Source organism: Vibrio sp. 10N.247.311.51 (assembly GCF_041467855.1).
GTDB lineage: Bacteria > Pseudomonadota > Gammaproteobacteria > Enterobacterales > Vibrionaceae > Vibrio > Vibrio coralliirubri.
Genome location: NZ_JBFSVK010000004.1, coordinates 19,309 through 31,265, shown reverse-complemented (window position 1 = coordinate 31,265; position 11,957 = coordinate 19,309). Strand labels below are relative to the sequence as shown.

General features: G+C 45.0%; 11 protein-coding genes. 5 read left to right on the top strand and 6 right to left on the bottom strand.

Annotated features, from left to right (window positions below; translation table 11 throughout):
- Positions 1-45: 45 nt before the first annotated feature.
- Both AB6E85_RS05215 and AB6E85_RS05210 read right to left on the bottom strand, forming a co-directional pair.
- Positions 46-819 (bottom strand): murein L,D-transpeptidase family protein, encoded by a 774-nt coding sequence (locus AB6E85_RS05215; RefSeq protein ID WP_372141735.1) that lies wholly within the window; start codon positions 817-819, stop codon positions 46-48.
- A 2-nt stretch (positions 820-821) separates the two neighbouring features.
- Positions 822-1,304, bottom strand: a complete 483-nt coding sequence (locus AB6E85_RS05210; protein WP_065584882.1) for a GNAT family N-acetyltransferase — start codon at positions 1,302-1,304, stop codon at positions 822-824.
- Positions 1,305-1,523: 219 nt separating this feature from the next.
- On the opposite strand from AB6E85_RS05210, the gene AB6E85_RS05205 reads away from it, so the two are divergent.
- The 3 genes from AB6E85_RS05205 (at position 1,524) to grxB (ending at position 3,807) form a co-directional block, all read left to right on the top strand.
- Complete coding sequence (locus AB6E85_RS05205; RefSeq protein WP_372141734.1) at positions 1,524-2,504, top strand: Gfo/Idh/MocA family protein; 981 nt, start codon at positions 1,524-1,526, stop codon at positions 2,502-2,504.
- A gap of 164 nt (positions 2,505-2,668) precedes the next feature.
- Positions 2,669-2,827 carry a hypothetical protein gene (locus tag AB6E85_RS05200; RefSeq protein WP_004733064.1) on the top strand — a complete coding sequence of 53 codons (159 nt, stop codon included), beginning with the start codon at positions 2,669-2,671 and terminating at the stop codon, positions 2,825-2,827.
- A gap of 347 nt (positions 2,828-3,174) precedes the next feature.
- A complete protein-coding gene (grxB, locus tag AB6E85_RS05195) occupies positions 3,175-3,807 on the top strand; it encodes a glutaredoxin 2 (protein ID WP_372141732.1) in 633 nt (210 codons plus the stop codon).
- 160 nt (positions 3,808-3,967) lie between these two features.
- Here the strand turns inward: grxB and AB6E85_RS05190 are convergent, their stop codons facing one another.
- Positions 3,968-4,801, bottom strand: a complete 834-nt coding sequence (locus tag AB6E85_RS05190) for a pyruvate, water dikinase regulatory protein (RefSeq protein ID WP_116870933.1) — start codon at positions 4,799-4,801, stop codon at positions 3,968-3,970.
- Between the two features lie 178 nt (positions 4,802-4,979).
- Between AB6E85_RS05190 and ppsA the strand changes: the two genes are divergently transcribed.
- Entirely contained in the window at positions 4,980-7,352 is a 2,373-nt protein-coding gene (gene ppsA, locus AB6E85_RS05185) for a phosphoenolpyruvate synthase (RefSeq protein ID WP_372141731.1), read from the top strand.
- A gap of 91 nt (positions 7,353-7,443) precedes the next feature.
- Here the strand turns inward: ppsA and AB6E85_RS05180 are convergent, their stop codons facing one another.
- Entirely contained in the window at positions 7,444-8,235 is a 792-nt protein-coding gene (locus AB6E85_RS05180) for a hypothetical protein (protein ID WP_017064910.1), read from the bottom strand.
- Positions 8,236-8,301: 66 nt separating this feature from the next.
- Entirely contained in the window at positions 8,302-9,657 is a 1,356-nt protein-coding gene (locus tag AB6E85_RS05175; RefSeq protein ID WP_372141730.1) for a serine hydrolase domain-containing protein, read from the bottom strand.
- A gap of 92 nt (positions 9,658-9,749) precedes the next feature.
- On the opposite strand from AB6E85_RS05175, the gene AB6E85_RS05170 reads away from it, so the two are divergent.
- Positions 9,750-10,727 carry a helix-turn-helix domain-containing protein gene (locus AB6E85_RS05170; protein WP_372141728.1) on the top strand — a complete coding sequence of 326 codons (978 nt, stop codon included), beginning with the start codon at positions 9,750-9,752 and terminating at the stop codon, positions 10,725-10,727.
- Between the two features lie 69 nt (positions 10,728-10,796).
- On the opposite strand, the gene AB6E85_RS05165 is transcribed toward AB6E85_RS05170, so the two are convergent.
- Positions 10,797-11,912, bottom strand: a complete 1,116-nt coding sequence (locus tag AB6E85_RS05165; protein ID WP_372141726.1) for a hypothetical protein — start codon at positions 11,910-11,912, stop codon at positions 10,797-10,799.
- Positions 11,913-11,957: the final 45 nt, after the last annotated feature.

Here is an 11,957-nt window from a genome sequence, read left to right as displayed (position 1 = left end):
TCTAATTGGCTGCGGAAAGTAATTAAGAAAATTGGGTACCAATGACTACCATTCAATATGGATAGGGGTACCCATTTTTACAAGTTGGAGAAACTCATCCATATCTTGATTGGTTAATGCGATACAGCCATCCGTCCAATCAAAGCTTTGAATAAAGCTCGGCGAACGACGCTCACCATTTTTGATGCCATGGATTTTGATGTTTCCTCCGGGGTCTACGTCATTTTGCTCTGCCCATTGCATATCCGAAGGTTGCGGATAATTAATATGTACTGAGCGATAAAAGTCCGACTCTTCCATCACATAATCGAGCTGGTATTCCCCTTCAGGCGTTCGATTGTCCCCTTCAAAGCGTTTATGCCCTTTCGGTTGCTTGCCTAACGCAATACGAAACTCCTGAATCACCTCTTCACCTTTAAGCAGGTACATCCTACGTTTCGATTTATCGACTTTAACTAAAGTCACCACTTGCGACAGCGAATCTATTTCAGATGCGCTATCCGGTAGATTGTAAAACTGTCGAGAGGAGCTTTGAGGCGGACGTTTCGATGACCCTTGAGAAAGCTGAGCTACCTTTTCATCAGAGCGACTGTTAAGAACATCACCGACAATAATCACATGCTTGGAGTTTGAGCTCGTGGAAGAGGTTGAGTTAGATGAAGACGTTGAGACACGTTGAGAATGAGCCGGTGCAGACTCGAATACGATGGTTTCGATAGCGGTCGCGTCAGAGACTATTTTCTCGACCACAACCTGCTCAGCATTCACCTTCGAAGCCATAAACAGTAAACACAGCGATAAAGGCAAAAACAGACGCACCTTTAGATCTCCTCAAAACGCATGGACATGGTTCGTGACTGAGTTTCCATTCCTAACGATTCATAGAAACCCTGAGCTTGTTGGTTAAACTCCATTACCTCCAACCTAAGTTCTATCGCTCCTCTCGCCTGCGCCCATTGATTAAACGACTTCATTAACGCTCGGCCAGCTCCTTGGCTCTGAACCTGATCGTTCACCACAATCGTATTCACCCTTGCCACCTTGTGCGGCTGAATAAAACTTACGCCTTTGTTCTGCGTTACCTTACCCGCTAAAAAGCCGACGACTTGCTTGTCATCGACTGCAACCAAGAAAGCGCCAAGTGGGTCAAGCATCAAGCCTAACCAATACTCTTCACTGTCGGCCAAGCCTTGTGACGCTGGCGCAAATACCATAGGCGCACCAAGATGATGTTGACGGTTTATCTGCTCAGAGAGCGCTAAGATCGCGTTAATATCAGTTACCTTGGCCGTCCGGATTTGCATATCATCACCTTGTTTGAATTCAATAATACCTTAGCAAAAATGGCTTAGTTGTGCACCGTTACACTGGTCAACTCAGACGTTCTGTGAAGGCTGATTATTAATATTAGGCACTATGTTGAGGGAAATTGTTCCGTAAATCTCAGGCACATTGCCAGCCGTTGAGTGCTACTATCTCTGCAGAATCAATATACTAACGACGACTAACGACTGGATACCTATATGATTAAGTTCGCTGTAATTGGAACCAATTGGATTACACAAAAGTTTGTTCAAGCTGCTCACGAATCTCAATCGATGCAACTTGCTGCGGTTTACTCTCGAAATCTAGACAGCGCGGCACAGTTCGCCCAAGAATTTGACGTTGAAACCACGTATGACTCACTCGATGCATTGGCCAATGACAACACTGTTGAAGCCGTGTACATCGCTTCACCGAACTCACTGCATTGCGAGCAATCTATCTTCATGATGGAACACGGAAAGCATGTTATCTGTGAAAAGCCTGTCGCATCGAATATTGATGAAGCAACACGAATGTTTGAGGTCGCTAAGAAGAACGGTGTGGTGCTGTTTGAGGCGTATAAATCTCAATTCCTACCGAACTTTAAGCAAGTTCAACTTGGGTTAGAAAAGATTGGCAAGGTACATAAGGCACACATCAACTACTGCCAGTATTCATCGCGCTACCAAAAGTACCTAAACGGCGAGAACCCAAACACCTTCAACCCAGCTTTTTCTAACGGCTCATTGGTCGATATTGGCTTTTACTGTGTTGCCGCGACAGTCGCGCTATTTGGCAAACCTGAAAATGCACAGGCTTCTGCAAAGCTACTTGATTCAGGTGTCGATGCGCATGGCTGCGCGATCTTCCAGTATCCAGAATTCGACGTAACGCTTGCTCACTCAAAAGTCAGTGACTCTTATGCACCAAGCGAGATCCAAGGTGAATTAGGGGCGATCATCATCGATCACATCGCTGAATGTACCGACGTTAAGATCCGCTACCGCGATGGCACGGTAGAAAACCTTACTCAAGCACAAAGCGAAAACTCCATGAGTTACGAAGCGCAGGCCTTTGCTAGCTGCATTGCTGGCGACAACGCAACACAAGCGCAGGCCCAACTGCGCGCTTTAACGGTTGCTAAGTTAATTACAGAGATGCGCCAACAAGTTGGTGTCGTTTATCCAGCGGATAAATAACGTCACAGCGTAAGTTAACAAACTGATTTTTAAGACATACTGATTTATACATAACTAAATTTAATCTTTACGACAAATAACTGGATTAGTTGATTGGGGTGCCATCTGTTTAAATCCGCGTTCGATATCTATCGTATTTATTTAATTTATTGAAGGTGTGTAAAGTGTTTTCAGTTGATGATCGCGTTGTAGCAACAAAAGGTGTTGAACTAGGTGAAATGGTAGTAACTGGCCTAAGTGCTGGTGGCGGCTACGTTCACGTTACAACGGTAGAAGGCGCAATGACGCTTACTTACCCAGCGCAAGATCTTAAAAAAGCATAGTTTAACCACTCTGCCCTTTTAGTAGTCACTCTACTAAAAGTAACAAAATTGAGGCTTTGGCTGACTTCACTCTTCTGCATTAGAGTGAGCAGCCAGAGCCTTTTTTATGCCCGTCATTTACCCACCAGCTTTCTCATTCGCTTACTCGTTACAATAAAACCGCACTCAACTGACAATAGAATTAGGCAACGAGTTTCTACACTAGGTGCTTATTCTCATCGTTCTCTTGATATCCCCGAGCACTTAATCGCAGTGAATAGTTCTTGTTAACAAAGGCTTATTGTCTGCGAAAGTTTCTGGTACATTAGCATCATCTTATACTAAGAATGACCCGAATGAGGGAAGCTATGAAGCTTTACATTTACGACCACTGCCCGTTCTGTGCAAGAGTCTCCTACATTGCTCAATCGCTAGGTTTGAACATTGAGCTTGTTTCTGTCGATTATGATGATGCCCAAACCCTTATCGATCTGATCGGTAAAAAGATGGTACCCGTCTTACAAAAAGACGATGGCTCTATCATGGCAGAGAGCCTAGATATCATCGCTTACTTCATGGACTTGAAATCAAGCGATGAGCAGCGTGTGCCATCAGAGCAAGTGACGGCGTTCCAAACTCGTGCATTCCCTCTTACTCAACAGATTGGTCGCCCACGTTGGTGGAACCTCGACTTGGCTGAATATCGCTCTGCTGGAGCCAAAGAAGCTTGGCGTGCCAGTAAAGAGACCGAAGGTTTTAACTTTGAAGAACTGTTAGAAAAGACGCCTCAGTTCGTTCAACTGATTAACCCATTACTGAAAGATACCGAACTATTACTGGATCTAGAGAATGGTGAGTCATCACTGCCTCTAGTCGATCAAGCGGTGTATTTCTCGATGCTTCGTGGCTTTTGCGTAGAATCAAGCATCAGTTGGCCACCAGCACTTGAACGCTGGTTAGAAAAGAAAAGCGAAACGCTAAAGCTGTCTTTACTTCGCTAGAAAGCTATCTCTGATTAAGAAAGCAAGCTCTGATTAAGAAAACAAGTTCTGATTCGCAAGCGACTACAACGAGCACAAACAAAAAATAGAAGCTCTCTGATGTGAAACTGCGAGCTTCGATTTTCTTTTATCTGGCCATTCTTTTCTCTAAGGTTTTGTCTTACAGCAGACGCCTTCTCAAACCTGTTCGCTCCAAGATGCGTGTCGAAATTTCTTCAACCGATAACGATGAAGTATTGATGTACGGCACCGCTTCTCGGCGGAACATTGCCTCTACGGTTTGTAGCTCATACAAACACTGCGAATCACTCGCGTATTCACTGCCCGCTAAACGGTTCTCACGAATCTCAGTCAGCCTTTCTGCGTCAATCGTTAAACCAAACAACTTGTGTCGGTATATCTCAAACTCAGGCAGCAGCTTCAAACGCGCTAAATCGTCATGGATGAATGGGTAGTTCGCTACGCGTAGACCAAACTGCATTGCCATATACAAACTTGTTGGCGTCTTGCCACTTCGAGATACCCCCAGCAAGATGATGTCGGCTTCTTCCAGCCCTTTGAGCGTGATGCCATCATCGTGTGCGAGTGTGTATTCAATCGCAGCAATACGGTCGAAGTACTTCACCGAATCTTTGTTCACACTGCGTGAACGTTGCAGTTTAGGCACAGGTGCCATCTGAATATCATCCTGAACCTTCTGAACGATACTTTCCAACACGTCATAACAGTGCGCTGGCGCTTCAAGCAGCTTAGCCTTGATATCTGGAATCACGATTGAAAAGAACACCAATGGTTCGACTCCATTATCGCGATACGAAATCTCGATCTCTTTTAATAAATCAGAAAGTTTGTCCTCACTTTCCACAAACGGAAAAGTTTTTTCATTGGCTTTGAAGGGGAATTGACCTAGAACAACATGCCCTAAAGTCTCACATGTTATGGCCGTTCCATCAGAAACATAGAATACATCACGACTTTGAATATCAATTTGCATTTTTTATTTAATGTTTAAAATTATTTTGAGTAGGATGGGAACCATAATATATATAACGAAACCCTGCTGACTATTACGTCCCCCACAGCTTTAAAAAATAATTTACATTTTTTTAAACTGATACGTAATCGTTTGCCTTTAAATCCCTACAATGCTTGCTATGTTTCTGGAGAAATAAATGCAAAATAATACCCTATGGTTCAATGGCCTATCCATGGAAGATGTCGACAAAGTCGGCGGTAAGAACGCCTCACTGGGCGAGATGGTTTCTAACCTATCCAATGCTGGTGTTTCTGTACCTAATGGTTTTGCTACCACCTCTCATGCGTTTAACGACTTTCTTGACTACAAAGGTCTTGATGAGCGCATTCACCAATTACTTGACGAACTTGATGTTGAAGACGTTGACGCACTGCGTAAGACAGGTGCAACGATTCGACAGTGGGTACTAGAAGCCCCTTTCCCAGAATCACTAGAGCAAGACATCCGTGATAACTACCGCGAGCTAATCGAAGATAACGAAGAATTGTCTGTAGCTGTGCGTTCATCTGCAACTGCAGAAGACCTTCCAGATGCTTCATTCGCAGGCCAGCAAGAGACCTTCCTTAACGTGAAAGGCATCGACGCTGTACTGGAAGCAACCAAGCACGTTTACGCTTCTCTATTTAACGACCGCGCTATCTCTTACCGTGTACACCAAGGCTTTGACCACCGCGGCATTTCATTGTCTGCGGGTATCCAACGCATGGTTCGTTCAGACAAAGCCTCTTCAGGTGTGATGTTCACCCTTGATACAGAGTCTGGCTTCGACCAAGTGGTATTCATTACCTCTTCTTGGGGTCTAGGTGAAATGGTTGTTCAAGGTGCTGTGAACCCAGATGAGTTCTACGTGCACAAGCCAATGTTAGAAGCAGGCCACCAGCCTATCGTGAAGAAGACCTTTGGTTCTAAGTTGATCAAGATGATCTACTCAACCAACCAAGAGATCGGTAAGCAAGTCGACATCATTGATACGGATGAGCAAGAGCGTAATCAGTTTTCACTGAACGACGAAGAGATCAAAGAGCTGGCAAAACAAGCGATGATCATCGAAAAGCACTACCAACGTCCGATGGACATTGAGTGGGCGAAAGATGGCATCGATGGCAAGCTTTACATTGTTCAAGCTCGCCCAGAGACGGTATGTTCTCAAAGCGACCAAAACGTTATCGAGCGTTACGAGCTGAACAACAAGGCCGATGTGCTAGTTGAAGGCCGTGCGATCGGTCAACGTATCGGCTCTGGCCCAGTTCGTTTGGTTGACTCACTAGACCAAATGTCACTGGTTCAAGAAGGCGATGTACTAGTAACAGACATGACAGACCCAGATTGGGAGCCTGTTATGAAGAAAGCCTCTGCGATTGTTACAAACCGTGGCGGTCGTACTTGTCACGCAGCAATCATCGCTCGTGAGCTAGGTATTCCAGCAATCGTTGGCTGTGGCAGCGCAACAAGCAACCTTGAAGACGGTGCAACCGTGACAGTGTCATGTTCTGAAGGCGAAACTGGCTACGTGTACCAAGGTGAGCTAGAGTTCGAAATTAAACGTTCTGAGGTTGATGAGCTACCAATGCTGCCAACCAAAGTGATGATGAACGTGGGTAACCCAGATCGTGCCTTCGACTTTGCGCAGATTCCAAACGAAGGTGTTGGCCTTGCTCGTCTCGAGTTCATCATCAACAAGATGATTGGTATTCACCCGAAAGCACTACTCAACTTCGACGCACAGTCTGACGAGCTAAAAGCTGAAATCACACAGCGTATTCGTGGCTACAAAGATCCTCTCGATTTCTACGTAGGCAAGCTAACAGAAGGCATCGCGACCATCGCTTCTGCATTCTGGCCTAAACGTGTAATCGTACGTATGTCTGACTTTAAGTCGAACGAGTACAGCAACCTAGTTGGTGGTAAAGAGTTCGAACCACATGAAGAGAACCCAATGCTGGGCTTCCGTGGTGCATCTCGTTACATCTCGCCAGTATTCGAAGACTGTTTCGAGCTAGAGACTCAAGCGATCAAACGTGTTCGCAACGAAATGGGTCTTAAGAACGTTGAAATCATGATTCCATTCGTTCGTACACCAAGCGAAGCGGCATCGGTTATCGACATTCTGGCTAAGTTCGATCTACGTCGTGGCGACCAAGGTCTGAAAGTCATCATGATGTGTGAGCTACCATCGAATGCAATTTTGGCTGAAGAGTTCTTGAAGTACTTCGATGGCTTCTCTATTGGTTCGAACGACATGACGCAGCTGACGCTTGGCCTAGACCGAGATTCAGGTGACGTGGCACACCTATTCGATGAGCGTAACCCTGCTGTGAAAGCGATGCTGAAAATGGCTATCGACGCGGCAACCAAAGCGGGTAAGTACGTGGGCATTTGTGGTCAAGGCCCATCTGACCATGACGACCTAGCGGAATGGTTAATGGTACAAGGCATCAGCTCTGTATCCCTAAACCCAGATACGGTTATCGATACGTGGTTGAAGCTAGGTAACGTTGCCAATAAATAAGTAAGTAACGTTTCACGCAATACCTAAACGACAAAAGCCAGTCACATTGACTGGCTTTTTTAGGTTCTTTGCAAATTAGCTGGCTAGAGCGCTAAAAGTAGTATCTCACACCAACCCAAGCCTCGGTTTGCCAACCATTCGGCATTGACACACCTTTCACATCAACATCCGCTTTGGTAATGTCATAGCGCGTATTCAACCACCAAGTTCTTGCAGTGTTCATCGGCACATTTAACGATGTTTTAAATGAGAAGTTTTGCATGTCGATATCATCACCAGAAAGATCTTGCCACTCAGGAACCAAAGACACATAAGCGCCAGAGTCACCGAGATGCTTCGCGGTAATCAAACCAAGCGAGTATCCCGTTAAATCATCTTTAGATGAAGTGACGCCAGGGATCTCCATGCTACCAGTCATCAGTCCTGCTCTTGGAAACACAAGGAATCCACCGGTATAAGCTGGGTTAATCGCAACAACACCGCCAACCGACAACAAGTCATTTTTAATACTGTTGCGCGTATTAATATAATCTAATGAAAGACCCACTTTAGGCGTAGCTTTCGTCCCCGTTTCAAAGACGTGGAAGTACTGGATTCTAGAGTTGCTGTACTCTGTACCGAATTTATCTGGATCGCGAAGCGCTGTGTTGCTTTCATCGACAAACGTCCCTTCGGCCAGTAGGGCAAACTGCTGACCGTTTTCTAAACCGCCAGAAACTTGCCCTTGAAATTGGATATCTGAACTACCATTCAGCATCAATGCAGCTTGAGTATAAACTTTAGTGACATCAGCAGGATCGATAACACGTTCGGAATCTGAATCGGCATGTGCAGGAAGGGCTAGACCTAAACTCAACGGGATTAATAGAGCAAACTTTTTCATTATATCTCTCGAAAGTCGTTTGCTTCCTCCTTGAAGCCTGGAACATCCTGTTAGGTAATAAATAGATTACTTGTCAGCAAGTAGTTTTGCTGCTGAACGCATTAGTGCAGGGCCTTTATTCTCACCAAAACCTGAGTGGTATGGGTTGGTTGAGAACATCACACCCACAAAGTCACGTGCAGGATCGATGTAAATAAATTGGCCTAGGTTGCCACTTTTCGACATTGCACCGTCATTGAAAATGAAATCAAATTGGTATGCGTTGTAGTCTGCTTTTTCGTTGTATGCGTGCAGTGAACTGCTCTCTTTGCTAGTACCTACGAATGCTTTTGGATCACCGCCGTTGCGGATACGATCAATCACAGCTTGTGACACCACTGGCTCATCAGCCACCGCTTTCCAGCTAGGTGTAAATAGTGCTCCCCAGCGAGCCATGTCTTCTACCGTTGATGAAACCAAGCCAACCGCGATCGCCATGCCATCTGGCGTCAAGTTGAATTGCATTGGTTGACGTGCGTGCACTTTTGACCAAACACGATCTTCGAATACTTGAGTCCAAGTTTTGTTTTCAACGTTTTCAACTAACTTAGTCAGCACCATGGTGTTGATAGAAGCGTAACGGAAATGGTCACCGGCTTTTTCACCTTCAAGCTTTTGCGCGCCCTTAGCCACGTCCATCCAAGTTTCCATCTCACCCGTTTTTGCTCTTGGTGAATTAAACGATGCCGCAAAGAAACGCACTACATCAGAATCTGGGTTCAAGATAGACTCCAATGTCTCTTCATTGTCTAGCGCAGTCGACATGTTCAGAACTTGGTGCACTGTGATGCCATCCCAGTTTGTTCCTTTCAATTCAGAAACATACTCAGCGATCTCTTTTTCAGGGTCGACTTTGCCCTCTTCCACTAACATCGCAATCACAGTACCAACCGTCGTTTTTGCTGTAGATGCCCAAACATGCGTATCTGTCGGCTTCATACCCGGGTAAGCTTCGTAAACGATCTCCCCTTTGTGAATTAGCATAAAGCCTTGAGTACGGAACTGCTCATCCGCCAAGTACTCATCCATTGTCAACTGACCTTTGCTTTCAGTATCAACTTTGAGTGCAGCGAGTCGTGGGTCGATGTTTTTAACTAAAGGCTTGTACTCTTCGTTTGGAGCCGCCAGTGCCATTGGTAGAAACTCACTCATGTGCATGTTGTAGTAAACGCTGTGGTCGCCGCCCATCTGCCAATGAAAGTTATTGAATAACTCACGAGCTGAGTCAGTAAAACTTGGGGTAAATGCTGTGCTCGCCTCTTTCACAGTCAAAGTAACTTGAGCACCTTCAACTTTCAGAGCTTCTTCAACTGGGTTTGCTGCAAGAGCAAATGATGATGCGGTCGCTAACGATACTAGAACGGCAATGTGTTTAAGTTTCATAATTGGTCTCCTGTTTGGGTTAGGAGAAGTATAAGGAGATGCGCTACACTTAATTAGGTCACTTGGTGACATTTAATGGTAGACACAAGACAATGAAAGCATCATCAAACACCACTAGTATATTGCTCACTTCGACCAGTAACATTGCTCCATATATTCAGTATTGTGACAAACATAGACTGGATTGGCGCACCGTCGCCGATGCGTGCGGCCTACCCATTGAACTAACACAATCCAATCAATGGCTTCCTACACAAGACGTGATTCGCTTCATTCATGGCCTTGAGCGGAAGTTTGGTTATTCGATAGGGATTGAGGTTGGACGCAGAGCTTCTCTAGAGCAATTGTCACCTGAGCTAGACCGAAAAATTGATCAATGCACGTCACTAGAGCAAGCGGTACGTTGCTTGATTACTGAAATATCGACCTTAAGTAATCACGTCACCATATGGACGGAAAAAAGCGATGGCTTGTGGTGGCTGTGTCATCGAAGTTGCTATCACCCATCGACCTCAGGTTTTGAACAAGCCGAATGGTTTCGCGCCCTGACCGTGATTAGCCTCTGTCGTAAGTTCATTGACAGTCGCTGGCAACCATCACACGCCAAGTTGGTCTCTAAGCACAACAGCGCACGTAAATTACCTAAGCATTTCTTTGATTCTGATATTCAGTTTGAACAGCAATACGGTGCGATTGCGATCCCGCTGCCCGATGAATATCGTGCCATTTCAGAACGAAATAGTACCCAAGATTGGCATCACGCCATCGAGATACTAATAGACACCTATGCGACTCTACCTTGGTTCAATATTGAGTGGTTTGCGACCATGCTCGGCATGACAAAACGAACGCTGCAGAGAAACCTAAAGAGCAAAAACATTCTCTTTAAAGAAGCCAAAGAACAAGTGCGGGAAGCTAAAGCAAAACAGCTACTTGAAGAGACCAACCTTTCTGTTCAAGACATCAGTTGGCAAGTGGGTTACAGCGACTTAAGTAATTTCAATCGTGCATTCAAAGGTTGGGTTGGAGTCACTGCACCGAGCTATCGAAGCAATAAAAGAGGTTATTAAAACCGAGGCTCAAAAACCAAAAAGTCCGGTCAAGTAACCGGACTCATAGTAGCTCTCAATGCAGGTTTACTACTCTAATAAAGCTCTGGCGTTATCACCTTGCTCATAGATATAGAGGCTGACACGAGACAATATCGTTATCTCTTCTAAGCTGACTTGAAGTGAGTTCTGCCCCCTTCCAAGGTTCGCTCTCAAGCGATCAACCAACTGCTGTACAGCCATCAAATCATCTCTCGCTTTAGGTACTCGTGTATTCATAAAGGTGAACCATTTTTCACTCATATTACGACTTATCTTGGCAAGCACCTCAGTATTGGTAATGGTGAATGCCTTATCAAGATTGCCTCCGTCTCGAAGGATGTCATAGATTATGTGACCGTTCTTTTTCGCCACCATCATATTCTTGGTATTGAGCTGCAATTCACCGATATGTCCATTGGCCATTTTTAAGAAGAACTTAATGTCTTTGTAACCGGCGTCTGTTGCTCCGCAGTTGAATTTTGCATTGTCGCCTTGGCTTGTACCGTAGCGATCTTTCATCGCAGACTGGTGGTGTTTTAGCTCAATAAACTCTTTGGTCAAAATGATCATCGCCTTGGCTACGATCATATCGTCCATATTCTCGAATACGATGGTCATACGAGCGGCATCTTTGAGATCGCCAATATCGTAGTGACGTTTTCGATTGGTAATTTTATCCAGCGCGCCGTGGAAATCTTTTACACCTAGATAAGCACCCGGCGGCTGTTTGAGTGTGCCGTTACATACTGAAGCGACTTTAACAGCAAACTCTCTGAGCGCTTCTTGCGCCTCGACCGTTTCCATAAACATCATGAAAAGCTGCTTTTTCTTAAGCGTGGCATTCGCGACCTGATTTCGAGAACCAAAATCTAGGTTACCGCTCCCTAACTTCTGGCTCGACGATTCATCCAAGTAATTATGAATTTTCTCTTTCTGAGTCATGATGTCGAGAATGACCTGGTCTTGCTGCTTATTGGCGTCATTCATGTAATCGAAGTTTTCGACTTTCTGTTTTAGAGCTTGTAACTTCTGTTGGTAATCTTTGACGTTAACCAAACGAAAGCCCTGAGACATAATCCCTTGCTGGTTTATCTTCGCCAGAACCTTGGCTTTATTCTTTCTCACTTGTTCTTGGCTGATCTGAATTTCTTCTGTCCCTGGCATATTTTGGCTCCCTCTCCAATATGCATTTAAAAATGTGCTTGCTGA

Excerpts from the sequence above, each read along its gene's own strand:
- ppsA (WP_372141731.1), top strand. The coding sequence starts at position 4,980 with ATGCAAAATAATACCCTATGGTTCAATGGCCTATCCATGGAAGATGTC.
- AB6E85_RS05205 (WP_372141734.1), top strand. The coding sequence starts at position 1,524 with ATGATTAAGTTCGCTGTAATTGGAACCAATTGGATTACACAAAAGTTT.
- AB6E85_RS05175 (WP_372141730.1), bottom strand. The coding sequence starts at position 9,657 with ATGAAACTTAAACACATTGCCGTTCTAGTATCGTTAGCGACCGCATCA.
- AB6E85_RS05190 (WP_116870933.1), bottom strand. The coding sequence starts at position 4,801 with ATGCAAATTGATATTCAAAGTCGTGATGTATTCTATGTTTCTGATGGA.
- AB6E85_RS05170 (WP_372141728.1), top strand. The coding sequence starts at position 9,750 with ATGAAAGCATCATCAAACACCACTAGTATATTGCTCACTTCGACCAGT.
- grxB (WP_372141732.1), top strand. The coding sequence starts at position 3,175 with ATGAAGCTTTACATTTACGACCACTGCCCGTTCTGTGCAAGAGTCTCC.
- AB6E85_RS05165 (WP_372141726.1), bottom strand. The coding sequence starts at position 11,912 with ATGCCAGGGACAGAAGAAATTCAGATCAGCCAAGAACAAGTGAGAAAG.
- AB6E85_RS05210 (WP_065584882.1), bottom strand. The coding sequence starts at position 1,304 with ATGCAAATCCGGACGGCCAAGGTAACTGATATTAACGCGATCTTAGCG.
- AB6E85_RS05180 (WP_017064910.1), bottom strand. The coding sequence starts at position 8,235 with ATGAAAAAGTTTGCTCTATTAATCCCGTTGAGTTTAGGTCTAGCCCTT.